This is a genomic window from Rhodococcus sp. 05-2254-5, assembly GCF_002258575.1.
Lineage (GTDB): Bacteria > Actinomycetota > Actinomycetes > Mycobacteriales > Mycobacteriaceae > Rhodococcoides > Rhodococcoides fascians.
Genome location: NZ_NOZG01000007.1, coordinates 495,465 through 511,086, shown reverse-complemented (window position 1 = coordinate 511,086; position 15,622 = coordinate 495,465). Strand labels below are relative to the sequence as shown.

Sequence of the window (15,622 nt, the reverse complement as noted above, 5' to 3'; positions counted from 1 at the left end):
TCGCTGTGAGGTTGCTGTGAGCCCCGACAGAGAGGGGCCCCAAGAGAGGGCATGATGGAGCGCGATGCTCCCTGCGAACACCGATCGCCGCCCGAGGCGCAGGCCGACGGTCACTTCCATGCACGTATTCGCAACTCTGCTCGTGTTGGGCATCGTGACAGGTCCGTACCTCGCCGAGTGGGTCGCCGCCTCCCCTGCCCTGCGAACCGGAGCCACCGTCTTCACCGGGATCTTCGTGCAGGCGACGCCGTTCCTGGTGCTGGGCGTGCTCGTCAGCGGCGGCATCGCCGCGTTCGTCTCCCCGGCCGTGCTTCGACGTGTGGTCCCGAAGAACGAGCCCGCGGCGGTCGGTGTGAGCGGACTCGCCGGGATGGCATTGCCCGGGTGCGAGTGCGGAGCTGTTCCCGTCTCCCGGCGGTTGATGGATCAGGGAATGCCGACGTCGGCGGCTCTGGCTTTTCTGCTGTCGGCACCGGCGATCAACCCCGTCGTTCTCGTGTCGACTGCGGTGGCCTTTCCTGGTGAGCCGGCGATGGTTCTCGCCCGATTCCTCGCCTCGCTCGCCACCGCTGTGGTGATGGGCTGGCTGTGGACGCGATTCGGTAAGGCCGAGTGGATCACCGCGCGGCTGGCGGATCGAGGTCACGATCACGAAGGCTCGAGGTGGGAGACGTTCCGCGAGTCGGCTCGTGCAGACCTGCTGCAGGCCGGGGCGTTTCTGGTGTTCGGTGCCGCGGCAGCCGCGGCCCTGCACCTGGTGATTCCCGACCGGGTGTACGAGCACCTGGCCGGTCAGCTTCTGCTGGCCATCGTGGTGATGGCCGTTCTGGCGGTTCTGCTGGCGCTGTGTTCGGAGGCCGACGCGTTCGTCGCGGCCAGTATGTCGATGCTGCCGCTGCTCCCGCGCCTGGTCTTCCTGGTGGTCGGTCCTGCCGTCGATCTGAAGTTGATGGCGATGCAGGCGGGCAGCTTCGGGCGCAGTTTCGTCCTCCGCTTCGCACCACTGACCTTCGTCGTGGCGATCGTGTGCGCCTCGGTCGTCGGCGGACTCCTGATCGGCGCGCGATGAAACGCGAGGTGCAGAACGTCCTGCTGTTCCTTTTCGGCGGAGCGATCGTGAAGATCTCGCTCGACGGCAGCTTCGTTCGGTACGTCAAACCGTCACTGCATCCGTATCTGCTGATCGCGGGCGTGCTGATCGTCGTCCTCGCGGCAGCCTCGATCGTCGCCGACATCCGGCGCGGTGGGCCGACAGACGGCCACGATCACGACGCACGCCCGTATTGGCTGCTGCTCGTGCCGATTGCGGTGATCCTCCTCGTCGCCCCGCCCGCGCTCGGTGTCTCGGCGGTCGGCGACCGATCCGTGGACGCCGTCTCGACCCACGAGAAGACACCCTTCCCGCCGCTACCCGACGGGCAGGCCCCCGACGTCCCGTTGCTCGACGTCGTGCAGCGGGCCGTCCGAGATTCGGAGGGCAGCCTCGACGGCCGGGAGATCAGTGTCACCGGATTCGCCGTGGCGACCGCGAACGGTGGGTCGCCGCGCGTCGACGGCACAACCGACGGCCTCGACCTCGCCCGTGTCCTGATCATCTGCTGCGCGGCCGACGCACGATCCATCCGAATTCACCTGGACTCCAATTCGACTGTCCTCGAAGAGGTTCCGGACGGAACCTGGCTGCAGCTCACCGGCACCGTCGACGCATCGACCGCGACCGAAGCCACCGCCTTCACCCCCACGATGACGGTCTCGACGGCCCGGCGCATCGACCCGCCGACGAACACGTACGCGTACTGACACCGGAAAATTCGCGTCCCCGCCGAAGAAAAATTGGTACCGTCGTACAGGTCACTTCCGACAATCGGACGAGGCGCGCCGTACCCGAACAGCGACAAGACGGTGCCGAGAGGTGATTTCTCATGGCATGGCTGATTCTCATCGTTTCCGGCGTTCTCGAAGCGATCTGGGCGACTGCGCTCGGTAAGTCCGAGGGCTTCTCCAAGCTCGGACCATCGGTAGTTTTCGGTGTCGCGGTGGTGCTCAGCATGATCGGTCTCGCGGTCGCGATGCGGTCGTTGCCCACCGGAACCGCGTATGCGGTGTGGGTGGGAATCGGTGCCACCTTGACCGTGGCGTACGCGATGATCACCGGTGCCGAAGCAGCGTCGTTCCTCAAAGTCGTACTTCTGGTCGGCATCGTCGGCTGCGTTGTGGGCCTGAAGGTTCTTCACTGATTTTCCCGGCTACAAGCAGTTACAGTAAAACGATGAACTGGGTGTCAGCGATCACACTGCCCGCACGGGCCGGCTTGGCCATCGCCGAGCAGGCGATCGGCGTCGCAGAGGTCGCGTTGGCGACCACCAGGATGGCGTTGGCCACCGGCGCGTCCGGCACGGCCGGAGTGGCGTCGCTCGCCAATCCGCGCGGCGGCACGATGCAGCTGCTCACCCAGCTCGGCCAGCTCACCTCCGACGATCGCGCGCTGGGCAACGCCCTGAAGGAGGGCGGGCCACTCGACCGCCTGCTCGCCCAGGGCGGCGTCGTCGATCGACTCACGTCCGAGGACGGCACGCTCGAGCGCCTGCTGTCTCCGGGTGGGCCGGTCGAACGCATTCTCGCTCCCGGCGGACCCTTGGACCGACTGCTCGCCGAGGACGGACCGCTCGAGCGGTTGCTCGCCGAGGGCGGTCTTCTGGACAGGATCACCGCCACCAACGGCCCCCTCGAGCGCCTGACGGCGAAGGACGGTCCGCTCGAGGTGTTGACGCGTCAGGACGGTCTGATCGAACGGGCCATCGCGGAGAACGGCATCCTCGAGACGATGCTGGCCGAGGACGGTGCCGTCGAGCGTCTGACGGCCAAGGGCGGGCCGCTGGACCAGTTGGTCAAACTCTCCGAGACGCTGACGTCCGTGGCTCCGAACATCGAGCGTATGAGTATCTCGATCGACATCCTGCAGGATTCCGTGGAGATCCTCTCGGCGGCGGTGCATCCACTCGGCGAGCTGGTCGGCCGGCTGCCGAGCCGCTGGCTCAAGAGCGGTAAGCAGTCGGTGCACGAGCTGCACTGACGGGCCGCAACTTCGGCGCTTCGCCGAGAGTCGTAGGCGACAAATGTTAGCGCTCACACCGCTCACGTGGGGTGCAAAAAGAAAACTTTGACAATGCCGATGTTATCGCTCACACTTTCGTTTTGATGTGATGCGAACCACACGGGACCACCCGACGGCCTCCGCTTCACGGTCTACCTCACAACACAGGGAGAAACGATGAAGTTTCGAAAGCTATCCGTGGCTACGGCCGCGGTGGCCCTCACCCTCACGCTCGGTGCGTGCGGATCGAGTACCAAGACCGCAGACGAGGCTCCGGCCGAGGGCGGCAGCACCGCAGGTGCGTTGATCGGCGTCACCATGCCGACGAAGTCCTCCGCCCGTTGGATCGCCGACGGCGACAACCTCAAGAGCGCGTTGGAGGGCCAGGGATACAAGGTCGACCTGCAGTACGCGGAGAACGACATTCCCACCCAGGTCAACCAGATCGAGAACCAGATCACCCAGGGCGCGAAGCTGCTGATCGTGGCCTCGGTGGACGGCACCGCCATCACCACCCAGCTGCAGGAAGCCAAGGACAACGGCATCGGTGTCATCGCCTACGACCGGCTCATCCGCAACTCCCCGGACGTCGACTACTACGCGACGTTCGACAACTACAAGGTCGGCGTCGACCAGGCCACCTCACTGTTGGTCGGCCTCGGGCTGAAGAACGAGGACGGCACCGACAAGGCCGACGCGCCCGCCGGCCCGCTCAACATCGAGGTTTTCGCCGGTTCGCCCGACGACAACAACGCCACCTTCTTCTTCGACGGTGCCATGGAGACCCTGAAGCCGTACCTGGACAAGGGAACTCTGAAGATCGGTAGTGGCGAGTCCGACTTCGGAACCGCTGCCACCCTGCGCTGGGATCCGGCGACGGCACAGAAGCGCATGGAAGACCTGCTGACCAAGACGTACTCCTCGGGCCAGAAGGTTCAGGGCGTGCTCTCCCCGTACGACGGTCTGTCGATCGGAATTCTGTCCGCGCTCAAGAGCAACGGCTACGGAACCGCCGGTCAGCCCTACCCGGTCGTCACCGGACAGGACGCCGAGGTGCCGTCGGTCAAGTCGATCATCGCCGGTGAGCAGTACTCCACGATCTACAAGGACACGCGCCAGCTGGCCGAGGTCACGATCCAGATGGCTCAGGCCATGCTCAACGGTCAAACTCCCGAGACCAACAACACCACCGATTACGACAACGGCGAGAAGGTCGTTCCGGCGTACCTGCTGCAGCCCGAGATCGTCTACAAGGACAACTACGAGAAGCTGCTCGTCGAGGGTGGCTACTACACCGAGGATCAGTTGAAGTGAGTTCGGCGATGACGAGCCCGATTCTGGAGATGCGCGGCATCACCAAAACATTTCCCGGCGTCAAGGCGCTACAGGATGTCACTCTCTCGGTGAATCGCGGCGAGATCCACGCGATCTGCGGCGAGAACGGAGCAGGCAAGTCGACGCTCATGAAGGTGTTGTCGGGTGTGTACGCTCACGACACATTCGACGGCGACATCGTGTTCGACGGTCGAGAGCGCTCGTTCTCCGACATCCGGAGTAGCGAGGCCGAGGGCATCGTCATCATCCATCAGGAACTCGCACTGAGTCCGCATCTCTCCATTGCCGAGAACATCTTTCTCGGCAACGAGCGGTCCAAGCGCGGGTTCATCGACTGGAACCGAACGAATTCCGAGGCCGCAGCCCTACTGAACCGGGTAGGGCTGCGGGAGAATCCCGTCAACGTCGTGAGCGATCTCGGCGTCGGCAAGCAGCAACTCGTCGAGATCGCCAAGGCACTGTCCAAGGACGTGACCCTGCTGATTCTCGACGAACCCACTGCGGCACTCAACGATTCCGACTCCGCACATCTGCTGGATCTGTTGCGCGGTCTACGGGACGAGGGCATCACGTGCGTGATCATCTCGCACAAGCTCAACGAGATCGCGGCCATTGCCGACCGGACCACGATCATTCGGGACGGCAAGACCATCAAGACGCTGGACATGCGAGACCCGGACGTCACCGAGGATCGCATCATCTCACTGATGGTCGGCCGCGATCTCGAGCACCGGTTTCCGCCCCACGAATCGACTGTGGGAGAGGAAGTTCTGCGCATCGAGGACTGGACCGTGCACAGTCCGACCCAGCAGGGCCGAACCGTCGTCGACAAGGCGAACCTCACGCTGCGGCGCGGTGAGATCGTCGGCCTCGCCGGGTTGATGGGTGCCGGCCGTACCGAGTTGGCCATGAGCGTCTTCGGCCGAAGCTACGGGATCGACATCTCGGGACGGCTCTACAAGTACGGCAAGGAAATTCACGTCAAATCCGTCAACGATGCCATCCATCACGGCATCGCGTACGCCACCGAGGACCGGAAACGGTACGGGCTGAACCTGATCGACGACATCAAGCGCAACATTTCCACCGCGGCGCTGGACAAGTTGGTGACGGGAGGCTTCGTCGACGCCAACCAGGAATACAAGGTCGCCGAGGGCTTCCGCAAGAGCATGAACATCAAGGCACCGAACGTCTCCGCCGTGGTCGGCAAACTCTCCGGCGGCAATCAGCAGAAAGTCGTGCTGAGCAAATGGATCTTCAGCGATCCCGACGTGCTCATCCTCGACGAACCGACGCGAGGAATCGACGTCGGCGCGAAATTCGAAATCTATTCGATCATCAACCAACTCGCCGACGCCGGAAAGGCAGTGCTGGTGATCTCGTCCGAACTTCCGGAACTTCTCGGTCTGTGCGACCGGATCTACGCGCTGTCCGCCGGCCGGATCACCGGTGAGGTCGACCGCGAGGACGCAACCCAGGAATCTCTCATGCATCTCATGACCCGTGGAACAGGAGTACTTCGATGAACCAGCTGTCGACCGTTCGGGGGCTGCTCACGCGAAACCTCCGACAGAGCGGAATCTTCATCGCGTTCGCGCTGATCATCGTGCTCTTCACCGTGCTGACCGGAGGTCAGCTGTTGGTGCCGCAGAACATCAGCAACATGGTGGTGCAGAACTCGTACATTCTCATTCTGGCCATCGGCATGGTCGTCATCATCATCGCCGGCCATATCGACCTGTCCGTCGGATCGGTGGTGGCGGCCACCGGAGCCATCGCCGGTGTCCTCATGGTCCAACAGAACGTGCCGTGGCCACTGGCGGTGCTGATCACGTTGATCGTCGGCGGCCTGATCGGTGCCTGGCAGGGTTATTGGGTCGCGTACTTCGGCATTCCCGCGTTCATCGTCACCCTCGCCGGAATGCTCGTCTTCCGCGCGGTGACTCTCATCGTCCTCGGCAACCAGGGCATCGGGCCGTTCCCCGGACCGGTACGCACACTGTCCAACGGCTTCCTGCCCGGCTTCATGGGCAATGTGGGACTCGGGCCATTGGGTGGGGCGGACATCTTCACGTTGCTCGTCGCGATTCTCGCGGTCGCTGGAATCGTGTTCAGCCAGTGGCGTTCTCGAACGGGCCGGCAGAAGTACGGCCAGACCGTGGACGCGATGCCGCTGTTCCTGATCAAGATGGCGCTCGCCGCCGCTCTCGTGCTTGCGATCGCCGTCCAGTTGGCTCGTTTCAAGAACCTGCCGTACGTGCTGATCCTGCTCGCCGTGTTGGTCATGGGTTACTCGACGTTGGCCGGCAAGACCGTATTCGGTCGGCACGTGTACGCCATCGGCGGCAACATTCACGCCGCGTCCCTGTCCGGTATCAAGGTCAAGCCGGTCACGTTCTGGATCTTCGTCAACATGGGTGTCCTCTCGGCTCTGGCCGGAATCATCTTCGCCGGACGCCTCAACCAGGCCGGTCCTACTGCGGGCAACGGCTTCGAGCTCGACGCCATCGCGGCGGCGTTCATCGGCGGCGCAGCCGTACAGGGCGGCGTCGGCCGCATCGTCGGCGCGTTGACCGGTGGACTCATCATCGCCGTGATCAACAGCGGCATGTCGCTGATCGGATCACCCAGCGAGAGAGTGCAATTGGTGAAGGGTCTGGTGCTGCTCGCCGCCGTGGCGTTCGACATCTGGACCAAGCGTCGTGCGGCGAGCGGTAAGGGCGGCAAGGGAGACAAAGCCGCGTCCCCCACCAGTTACCTGGGCGTACCGGTACCCGCCGAGATGTTCTCCCCCGGCGAGCCCGGAAAGCCCGCACCGCCGACCTCTGCATCGATGACGAAAACGACGTGATCCGGGCGGTGACGCGCCGATCCGGTCCGGGCATGCTGAGATGGTGTTCGACCAGCGAAGGAGGATGCGTGCGATGACGCCGACCCGCGGACCGGCCATGACCGACGTCGCTCGGCTCGCGGGTGTGTCCCACCAGACCGTCTCTCGGGTCATCAACGGCCATCCCAACGTCACCGAGGCGACCAGAACGAGGGTCGAGCAGGCGATCGCGGAGCTCGGCTACCGGCCGAACACCGCAGCTCGTGCTCTGGTCACCGGCCGCAGCAGCACCATCGGGATCGTCGGCACCGGCAACGCTCTGTACGGGCCGGTGTCGACGCTCTACAGCGTCGAACAGGCCGCACGACAGGCCGGATACTCCGTCGTCGTCGGTGTCCCCACCTCGTTCGACGAGGTGGCGATCAGCACCTGCGTGCGCAGGTTGCAGAAACAGGGCGTCGACGGCGTCGTCGTCATCGCGCCGTTGAGCACCGACGGCGGCGACATCGCCGAGTTGGCCGCCGAACTGCCACTGGTGGCCGTCGAAGGATCGCCGGAAGGCGATCTGGCGGTTGTCTCGGTCGATCAGGTCGCCGGCGCGCAGTCCGCCACCACACATCTGCTCTCACTCGGTCACCGCGCCGTCTGGCACGTCGCAGGCCCCTCGGGTTGGTACGAGGCGGCCGACCGCGTCATCGGGTGGCGCTCGGCCCACGAGCAGGCCGGTGTCGAACCGCCACTCGTTCTCGCCGGCGACTGGACCGCGAAGTCCGGCTTCGAGGCCGGCTGCCGATTGGCCGAGAACCCGGATGTCACAGCGGTGTTCGCCGGGAACGACGCGATGGCCCTCGGGGTGTTGCGCGCCCTCGAAGTGCACGGCCGAAAAGTTCCGACGGACGTCAGCGTGGTCGGTTTCGACGACGTTCCCGACGCGGAGTTCTTCTCCCCTCCCCTGACGACGATTCGTCAGGAATTCAGCGAGGTCGGCATCCGCAGCGTCGAAATACTGTTGGCCCAGATCGATTCCGGCAACCGCAGTACCCGACGTTCGCGTATCGAGCCGAGCCTGGTGATCCGGTCCAGCACTGCCGAGGCCCGCGACGCTCACATCCGCAGCTGAATCTCCACCAACAACCGCGCGTCCGGATCCGACAGATCCAACTCCAGAATCTGCTCGACGCGTCGGATGCGGTAACGCACCGTGTTCGGGTGGATGTGCAGCCTCTCCGCTGCGGCACGCACGTCACCGAAGCACGCCAGATACGTCTCGAGACTCTCTCGCATCGCGCCGTCGTGGGTGGCGTCGTACCGATCCAGCGCTGCGATGCGCGGGTCACGCAACTGCTCGTGATTCGAGATGATGTCGACGATCTCACCCAGCAGCACAGACGTTCTCGACTCTGCGAGCGTGGTGACCCGAACGTCGCCGGTGGTCGCGTCCAATACTCGGTCGACCTCGAACCGGGCTGCAGCCACCCCGTCGAGATCGGCGATCGGCGCGGCCACCGCAGCGCGCAAGCACAGTCCGGTTCGAGTCTCGATGCGCGACACGGCATCTGCGGTCCACACCGGAATCGCCGTCCCCGACGCAGCTCCGGAGAACAGTACGTAGATTCTCTCGCCGATGACGGTCACCAGCGAGTCTCGCCTGAATGCGCTGGCGTGCAACCGGATCGACGGAGCCAGACCGGTGATGTCGAATTCACCACAGGCGGCGAATCCGACGACCGCGGCCGTCCCCGTGGTCGGAATCGACAGCGCCGCGGCCAGCGACGGAATGTCCACGCCGCCACCCCGCGCGCCGAGCAGTCGCTGAATCTGCAGCGCCTCGTTGGTCGGGGCGTTCGCGATGCGGGTGATCAGCCGGGCGGCGACCGCCGACGCTCCGCGCAACACCGCATCGGCGTCCACCGACAGCGGACGCGCGCCTTCCTGAACCCAGATCGTTCCCAGTGTTGTTGCTGCGCCGCTTATTCGACGTATCCCGACGGCAAGGCGTCGACGAATACCGAGTTCGGCATCGGCCGGTACGTCGATGACGTCGTCGGTACGGCGGAGTCGGTCGAACACCCCGCGCTCGTGCAGACGGCGAAGGTAGTCGGCCGGTCCTTCTCGCCCCAGGATCGACAGGGTCCGCAACTCGTCGGCCGAGTCGTCCGATGCCGAGTACGCCAATACGTGCGAGCGCTCGTCCTCGATGCTCACCATGCCCTTGGTCAAGGACGCAACCGTCTGCGCCAGCTCGTACAGATCGGTGTCCGCTCCGAACAGCCCGTCGTCCGAGGCCGGTGAGCGTGACTGGTCGAGGACCCCGCGCATCGTCGACAGCAGCAATTCCCAGCGGGTCTGGTGGTGTACCGCGACCAAGGCGATTCCGGTCTCTCGGGCAGCGTGGGCCAACGCGGTCGAGTCGGCCACCTTGGTCAGCACCGCAAGGGGCCTGTCGACCACCGGACGCAACGCCAGATCGTCGAACCAACGCAGCGCATTGGTCTCGGTGACGCCGACCAGCAGGGTCAGATCGGCAGCCGTTCCCGGTGGTCGACGAAGGTCGTCGCCGTCGAGCAGGGCCACGGACTCGACGGCGATCTCGGTTCCCGCCGGCGCGACCACGAGCTCGACCACGGCGCTGTGCAGCGACGTCAGCAGAGACCGCAGCGTCACAGTATTGGCCATGCGGACAAGTACACCACGAATTCTTTGGCCGATGAGCTGATTGAACGGGACGTCGAGGCGACTTCAATGAGCAGCACACACCCGAGTGCGAGGAGTCACCATGGACGCGGTCACATCAGTTCCCACCCCGGTCAACGAGCCGGTCAACACCTATGCCCCCGGAAGCGCCGAGCGCGCCAGGCTGCGCATCCGCTTGGACGAATTGCGTGCGAACCCCGTCCGCATCCATCAGGTGATCGGCGGTGTCCACCGCGACGCCGCCGGCACCGATACCGATGTGGTCGAACCCCACAAGCACGCGTCGGTCATCGGTAGCTTCGCCGAGGCAACGCACCGGGACGTGCAGGACGCGATCTCGGCGGCGACCGCAGCTGCACCGGCCTGGCGCGATCTTCCGTTCGACGAGCGAGCTGCAGTGTTCCTGCGCGCGGCCGATCTGCTGTCGGGTCCGTGGCGCGAAAGGATCGCTGCCGCAACGATGCTCGGGCAGTCCAAGTCGGCCTACCAGGCCGAGATCGACGCACCGTGCGAGCTGATCGACTTCTGGCGGTTCAATGTCGCGTTCGCACGACAGATCCTCGCCGATCAGCCGGTGTCGGCCCCGGGCGTGTGGAATCGCGTCGAGTACCGCCCGCTCGAGGGTTTCGTCTACGCGATCACACCGTTCAACTTCACCGCCATCGCCGGCAACCTGCCCACAGCGCCTGCACTGATGGGCAACACGGTGCTGTGGAAGCCGTCTCCCACCCAGGCAGTTGCCGCGTACCTGACGCTGCAGCTCCTCGAGGCGGCAGGTCTGCCGCCGGGAGTGATCAACCTCGTCCTCGGCGACGGTCCGATGGTCTCCGAAGTAGCCCTGGCCGATCCACGCCTGGCGGGCATCCACTTCACCGGATCCACTGCGACCTTCCAGACGCTGTGGCGCGAGGTCGGCAACAACATCTCGAACTACCACTCCTACCCGCGGCTCGTCGGCGAGACCGGCGGCAAGGATTTCGTAGTCGCGCATAGCTCGGCCGATCCGGACGTGTTGACCACGGCCATGATTCGCGGTGCCTTCGACTTCCAGGGGCAGAAGTGCTCGGCCGCTTCGCGGGCATTCGTGCCGAAGTCGCTGTGGGCTCGCATGGGTGAGACGTTCATCGAGCAGGTGTCGGCCCTGAAGTACGGCGACGTCACCGACCTGTCGAACTACGGCGGTGCCGTCATCGACCGAAAAGCGTTCGACCGCAACGCAGCTGCGCTCGACCGCGCGAAATCCGTGACCGGTCTGACCATCGCCGCCGGTGGAACGTGCGACGACACGGAAGGATACTTCGTTTCTCCCACAGTTCTTCTCGGCGACGACCCCACCGACGAAGCCTTCACCACCGAGTACTTCGGCCCCATTCTGGCCGTGCACGTCTACGACGACAACCGGCCCGACGCCTATGCCGACGTACTGCGCACCGTCGACACCGGATCGAAGTACGCACTGACCGGTGCCGTCATCGCCACCGATCGCACGGCCGTCGAGCAGGCCCATTCGGCACTGCGATTCGCCGCCGGAAACTTCTACGTCAACGACAAGCCCACCGGCGCGGTCGTCGGTCAGCAACCGTTCGGCGGAGCGCGTGCGTCGGGTACCAACGACAAGGCCGGCTCACCGCAGAACCTGTTGCGCTGGGCATCGGCACGCACGGTCAAGGAAACGTTCGTCCCGCCGACCGCACACGGCTACCCCCATCAGGAAGGCGAGGGCACACGATGACCACAGTGCTGAGCAACCCACTGCGGCCGGCTCTGCTGGCGGCCGCACGCTCACCGAAATTGCAGGCCACCGTGACGCGGCTGCGTGCCACCCGATCGCTCGTCGACCGCTTCGTCGCCGGTGAATCGGAGCCCGCCGTGGTCACCGCCGTCGATGCCCTGCTGGCGTCGGGACGATTCGTCTCGGTGGACTATCTGGGCGAGGACACCACCGACCGCGCGCAGGCGACGGCCACCGTGCAGTCGTACCTGTCACTGATACAACGCTTTTCGACGAGTAGTACCGCCGAGACCGCGCTCGAGGTGTCACTCAAACTCTCGGCCCTCGGTCAGGGCATCGATCGCACGCTGGCGCTCGAGAACGCGCGCGAGATCTGTACCGCGGCAACAGCGGCGGGAGTGTGGGTGACCGTCGACGCCGAGGACCACACCACCACCGACTCGACCCTGTCCATCGTGCGCGAACTGCGGCAGGACTTTCCCGATCTCGGCACGGTGCTGCAGGCGTACCTGAAACGAACCGAGGCCGACTGCAGGGAGCTGTCCGGACCGAGATCTCGCATCCGCCTGTGCAAGGGCGCGTACAACGAGCCCGCGTCGGTGGCGTTCCAGGGTGCACGGGATGTGTCGGACTCCTACCTACGGTGCCTGGAAGTGCTGATGAACGGCAGCGGCTACCCCATGGTCGCCTCCCATGATCCCGAGATGATCGAGGCGGCGGAGCGGCTCGCCGCGAACGCCGGACGGTCCGCAGCCGACTTCGAGTTCCAGATGCTGTTCGGAATCCGCGATCAGGAACAACGACGACTGGTCGACGCCGGAAAGCACGTGCGTGTCTACGTGCCCTACGGAGAGCAGTGGTACGGCTACTTCATGCGCAGACTCGCAGAGCGGCCGGCCAACCTGATGTTCTTCGCGCGGTCGCTGATCTCTCGCAACTGACTTCACTCAGATCGGCGAACGTGTGTTCGAAAACTTGTCGGTGGGTCGCGGTAGATTCTGTTCATGCTTTCGGGGGACGGCGGATCAGGGGTGGACGGCATCGACACGGTGCCGCCTGCCCCCGTCGTGTCCGACCCCGACTTGGCTGGGTTGGTCGACGCGGTGGAGTCGGCGGTCGCCGAGTTGGCCGAACAAGCGTCGGCGGCATGGTCGAACGCCGACCGGCGTGCGGTGATCCAACGCATGGACACTGTGTCGCGGTCCGTGACGGCGTATTCGCACACCTGGCTCAACGAACTGATCTCTCAGCACGGCCTCGACGTCTATCCGGGGTCGGTGCCGTGCTCGGTGGCATGGATGCTGCGGATCACCCCACGAACAGCCGGTGCTCGGGTGCGTCTGGCGGCCGAGTTGGGGGATCGCACCGCACTGTCCGGCGAAGTGCTGCCTCCGTTGTTGCCGCACACCGCTGCAGCGGTGCGGGCAGGGTTGCTCGATGCCCAGCACGTGCAGATGATCCGCGAATTCTTCAAGCATCTGCCGTCGACTGTGGATCCGCAAACCCGCGATCGCGCCGAACAGCAGTTGGTCGGTCTCGCCTCGACGAGGCGGCCCGACGACTTCGCACCGTTGGTCGCGCATCTGGACTCGATCCTCGATCCCGACGGCGACTTCGACGAGAACGAAGACGAAGACGAGGACAAGAACGCGAAGCCGAGGCCACGGAAACGGGATGCGTTCTTCTACCTCGGTGAGCAGGGTTCCGACGGAATGTCCGAGGGGAAGTTCTGCGTCGACTCCGAACTACGGGCCTACCTCGAAGCCCTGTTCTCGAAAGCCGCGAAACCGGGAGTGAACAATCCTGCAGACCCGACATCGATCGTCCACGAGGATGAGACCACCGGCGACGAGGACGGCGGCGGGGACGGCGGCGGGGACGGGGACGTCGGCGGGGACGGCAGTGCGGCTACGCCAAAGCCCGGGCCGATGCCCGACGAGGCAGGATCCAGCGATGCTCGATCGGATGACGAATACCTGTGGGATGGGACGGTCGGCAACGGTGCCGACTTCTACGGTGACGACGACCGCAGTGGCGACGACCGCGGTGAGGGTGAGTGCACCGACAGCAACGATTGTGGTTGCGGCACAACGCCACACAGCACGGCCGACATTAACGACGACGCAGGCTCCGACAGCACTGCTGAACCCGTCGGCCAAGCCGACGCCGACGCATCGGACACCGCTGCTCGCGACGCTGCCGCCGCGCGAGATGTACGCACCCAGAACGAACGCCGTCATGATGCCCTGAAGATGGCACTCCGGCACACCCTCGCCTCCGGCACCCTCGGCACCCACCGCGGCCTACCCGTCACCGCCATCGTCACCATGACCCTGAAAGACCTCGACGCCGGCTGCGGCTACGCCATGACCGCCACCGGATCCCGCGTCTCGATCCGCGACGCCATCCGCATGGCTTCGCACGCCCACCACTACCTCACCATCTTCGACGACAACGGCAGAGCCCTCTACCTCGGACGATCCAAACGCATCGCCTCCGCCGACCAACGCATCGTCCTCATCGCCCGCGACCGCGGCTGCAGCTTCCCCTCCTGCACCCGCCCCGCGACCTGGTGCCAAGCGCACCACCTCGACGACTGGGTCGAGGGCGGACCCACCGACATCGACTCCCTCACCTTCGCCTGCGACATGCACCACGCACTCGTCGGCACCGGACCCGGAAAGTGGGCCACCACCAAAACCACAGCGCGACATCGCTATCCGGGCCGCACCCTGTGGCATCCACCAACCGGAATGGACCCCACACGCCGCGGGCTGATCAACCACGCCCACCACCCAGAAGAAGTGCTCTACCCACCCGACCACCACAACGACACCCGCGACACCGGCGACACAGGCGACGGAGAACCACGACAACCCGCATGACGACCCACACCACCACCACGGCACAGCTCTGCCATCACAGAGCCTCGCCTCCCACACAGCCGGCCTTCTACCCAGCCCGGCCCTCCAACACAGCCCCGCCTTCTACCCAGCTCTGTCCGGGAGTGCGCGGCACTGGCTTCCACTTCTCGCAGCGGCTGTGCCGGTAATGCGGCTGGGTTAGGTTGCGCAACATCGGGGCACCCTCACCGCATGGCAAATTACAGAGTTATCGACCCGCACGGAACCGTCGTCGCCACCAAGGACATCACCAGTTCCGAGGACGCGCACGCCTGGTTCAAGGACAGCCGCGCCGACAACGAGGAGCTGGGCTGGCGCCTCGAAGTCGAGCACGACGGCGACTGGGCATTTTTCAGCGACTCGGAAGGCACCAAGGACTAGACCTTGTGCTTTCACACGACAATCGGGCGGTCCCAGTGATTCGCGGGACCGCCCGATCGTTGTGCGGGGGGACGGCAAACGACAGTGGGCAGCCCCTGTGCAGGAGCTGCCCACCTCTTGTCGCGGCGATGTCGCCGCCAGTTCTATTGGTCGGTCGTCGGTCGGGAGGTCGGAATCGTCGACTCGAGGTCGGCAACCTGCAGCAGGCGGGTCACCGATCGGCTTGCCACGATCGACCACGAAGCACCGATGCCAGCCGTGTATTCACGAACTGCATCGAAGACGGAGAGTCCGGCGATGCCGAAGAACTCGACATTGGACAGGTCGAGAGTCAGATGCCGTTTGCTGGACACGCGACTGCAGACGAAATCGGAGAACATCGGCGCGCTGAGCATGTCGATGTCGCCGTGGACGGCGACGACGAGTGAACCGTCGGTGCCGTCGTGCGCGGTGAAGATGGCTCCGGTTGCTGCAACGGACACGGACTTCTCCGCGACGCTCACCGAAGTGGTTCGAACTTTGTTGCCTCGTGATTCAACACTCATGGCAGATCCCATCGATCGGTCGAACTGAAGGGGAAACCGATCTACGCAACGGGAGCAGAATTCTTCGCCTGACCCGGGCGCACACTTCGCTGCGTTTCCCCGTGACCG

14 protein-coding genes and 1 riboswitch are annotated in these 15,622 nt (G+C 64.9%); of the genes, 12 read left to right on the top strand and 2 right to left on the bottom strand.

The genetic code is table 11. The annotated features are described in order from the left end of the window. Nucleotides 1-64: 64 nt before the first annotated feature. The 8 genes from CH278_RS07725 to CH278_RS07690 all read left to right on the top strand — a co-directional run bounded on the left by CH278_RS07725 (nt 65) and on the right by CH278_RS07690 (nt 8,379). Nucleotides 65-1,069: a permease gene (locus tag CH278_RS07725; RefSeq protein WP_048320606.1), complete on the top strand. Its 1,005-nt coding sequence runs from the start codon at nt 65-67 to the stop codon at nt 1,067-1,069. After that, nucleotides 1,066-1,800, top strand: a complete 735-nt coding sequence (locus CH278_RS07720; RefSeq protein ID WP_032407171.1) for a TIGR03943 family putative permease subunit — start codon at nt 1,066-1,068, stop codon at nt 1,798-1,800. Before CH278_RS07725 ends, CH278_RS07720 begins: the two co-directional genes overlap by 4 nt. A gap of 45 nt (nt 1,801-1,845) precedes the next feature. Next, a riboswitch (guanidine-III (ykkC-III) riboswitch) is annotated at nt 1,846-1,909 on the top strand. 13 nt (nt 1,910-1,922) lie between these two features. Continuing rightward, nucleotides 1,923-2,237 (top strand): DMT family transporter, encoded by a 315-nt coding sequence (locus tag CH278_RS07715; RefSeq protein WP_094621575.1) that lies wholly within the window; start codon nt 1,923-1,925, stop codon nt 2,235-2,237. Nucleotides 2,238-2,269: 32 nt separating this feature from the next. Then, nucleotides 2,270-3,073 (top strand): hypothetical protein, encoded by an 804-nt coding sequence (locus CH278_RS07710; protein WP_027495785.1) that lies wholly within the window; start codon nt 2,270-2,272, stop codon nt 3,071-3,073. A 198-nt stretch (nt 3,074-3,271) separates the two neighbouring features. Further along, nucleotides 3,272-4,408, top strand: a complete 1,137-nt coding sequence (gene chvE, locus CH278_RS07705; RefSeq protein ID WP_032374214.1) for a multiple monosaccharide ABC transporter substrate-binding protein — start codon at nt 3,272-3,274, stop codon at nt 4,406-4,408. Between the two features lie 8 nt (nt 4,409-4,416). Further along, entirely contained in the window at nt 4,417-5,955 is a 1,539-nt protein-coding gene (gene mmsA, locus CH278_RS07700; RefSeq protein ID WP_057473943.1) for a multiple monosaccharide ABC transporter ATP-binding protein, read from the top strand. Then, nucleotides 5,952-7,280 carry a multiple monosaccharide ABC transporter permease gene (gene mmsB, locus CH278_RS07695; protein WP_094621574.1) on the top strand — a complete coding sequence of 443 codons (1,329 nt, stop codon included), beginning with the start codon at nt 5,952-5,954 and terminating at the stop codon, nt 7,278-7,280. Before mmsA ends, mmsB begins: the two co-directional genes overlap by 4 nt. A 73-nt stretch (nt 7,281-7,353) precedes the next feature. Then, the gene (locus CH278_RS07690) at nt 7,354-8,379 is read left to right on the top strand and encodes a LacI family DNA-binding transcriptional regulator (protein WP_032367931.1); all 1,026 of its coding nucleotides are present in this window, start codon (nt 7,354-7,356) and stop codon (nt 8,377-8,379) included. Here CH278_RS07690 and CH278_RS07685 read toward each other — a convergent pair. Continuing rightward, entirely contained in the window at nt 8,364-9,935 is a 1,572-nt protein-coding gene (locus tag CH278_RS07685; protein WP_032371371.1) for a PucR family transcriptional regulator, read from the bottom strand. The two genes, CH278_RS07690 and CH278_RS07685, sit on opposite strands and share 16 nt — an antisense overlap. 100 nt (nt 9,936-10,035) lie before the next feature. On the opposite strand from CH278_RS07685, the gene pruA reads away from it, so the two are divergent. The 4 genes from pruA (at nt 10,036) to CH278_RS07665 (ending at nt 14,969) form a co-directional block, all read left to right on the top strand. Next, nucleotides 10,036-11,685 (top strand): L-glutamate gamma-semialdehyde dehydrogenase, encoded by a 1,650-nt coding sequence (pruA, locus tag CH278_RS07680; RefSeq protein ID WP_032371593.1) that lies wholly within the window; start codon nt 10,036-10,038, stop codon nt 11,683-11,685. After that, nucleotides 11,682-12,626 carry a proline dehydrogenase family protein gene (locus CH278_RS07675; protein ID WP_094621573.1) on the top strand — a complete coding sequence of 315 codons (945 nt, stop codon included), beginning with the start codon at nt 11,682-11,684 and terminating at the stop codon, nt 12,624-12,626. Before pruA ends, CH278_RS07675 begins: the two co-directional genes overlap by 4 nt. A gap of 63 nt (nt 12,627-12,689) precedes the next feature. Continuing rightward, on the top strand, nt 12,690-14,570 hold the full coding sequence (locus CH278_RS07670) for an HNH endonuclease signature motif containing protein (RefSeq protein WP_094621572.1): 1,881 nt from the start codon (nt 12,690-12,692) through the stop codon (nt 14,568-14,570). 210 nt (nt 14,571-14,780) lie between these two features. Next, nucleotides 14,781-14,969: a hypothetical protein gene (locus tag CH278_RS07665; protein WP_027495777.1), complete on the top strand. Its 189-nt coding sequence runs from the start codon at nt 14,781-14,783 to the stop codon at nt 14,967-14,969. A gap of 143 nt (nt 14,970-15,112) precedes the next feature. Here CH278_RS07665 and CH278_RS07660 read toward each other — a convergent pair whose 3' ends face one another. Continuing rightward, the gene (locus tag CH278_RS07660) at nt 15,113-15,514 is read right to left on the bottom strand and encodes an STAS domain-containing protein (protein WP_051365044.1); all 402 of its coding nucleotides are present in this window, start codon (nt 15,512-15,514) and stop codon (nt 15,113-15,115) included. Between the last annotated feature and the right edge of the window lie 108 nt (nt 15,515-15,622).

Bases quoted from the DNA above. Each gene is read 5' to 3' on its own strand.
- CH278_RS07685 (WP_032371371.1), bottom strand. From the start codon at position 9,935: ATGGCCAATACTGTGACGCTGCGGTCTCTGCTGACGTCGCTGCACAGC.
- CH278_RS07715 (WP_094621575.1), top strand. From the start codon at position 1,923: ATGGCATGGCTGATTCTCATCGTTTCCGGCGTTCTCGAAGCGATCTGG.
- mmsB (WP_094621574.1), top strand. From the start codon at position 5,952: ATGAACCAGCTGTCGACCGTTCGGGGGCTGCTCACGCGAAACCTCCGA.
- chvE (WP_032374214.1), top strand. From the start codon at position 3,272: ATGAAGTTTCGAAAGCTATCCGTGGCTACGGCCGCGGTGGCCCTCACC.
- pruA (WP_032371593.1), top strand. From the start codon at position 10,036: ATGGACGCGGTCACATCAGTTCCCACCCCGGTCAACGAGCCGGTCAAC.
- CH278_RS07660 (WP_051365044.1), bottom strand. From the start codon at position 15,514: ATGAGTGTTGAATCACGAGGCAACAAAGTTCGAACCACTTCGGTGAGC.
- CH278_RS07670 (WP_094621572.1), top strand. From the start codon at position 12,690: ATGCTTTCGGGGGACGGCGGATCAGGGGTGGACGGCATCGACACGGTG.
- CH278_RS07720 (WP_032407171.1), top strand. From the start codon at position 1,066: ATGAAACGCGAGGTGCAGAACGTCCTGCTGTTCCTTTTCGGCGGAGCG.
- CH278_RS07675 (WP_094621573.1), top strand. From the start codon at position 11,682: ATGACCACAGTGCTGAGCAACCCACTGCGGCCGGCTCTGCTGGCGGCC.
- mmsA (WP_057473943.1), top strand. From the start codon at position 4,417: ATGACGAGCCCGATTCTGGAGATGCGCGGCATCACCAAAACATTTCCC.
- CH278_RS07665 (WP_027495777.1), top strand. From the start codon at position 14,781: ATGGCAAATTACAGAGTTATCGACCCGCACGGAACCGTCGTCGCCACC.
- CH278_RS07710 (WP_027495785.1), top strand. From the start codon at position 2,270: ATGAACTGGGTGTCAGCGATCACACTGCCCGCACGGGCCGGCTTGGCC.
- CH278_RS07725 (WP_048320606.1), top strand. From the start codon at position 65: ATGCTCCCTGCGAACACCGATCGCCGCCCGAGGCGCAGGCCGACGGTC.
- CH278_RS07690 (WP_032367931.1), top strand. From the start codon at position 7,354: ATGACGCCGACCCGCGGACCGGCCATGACCGACGTCGCTCGGCTCGCG.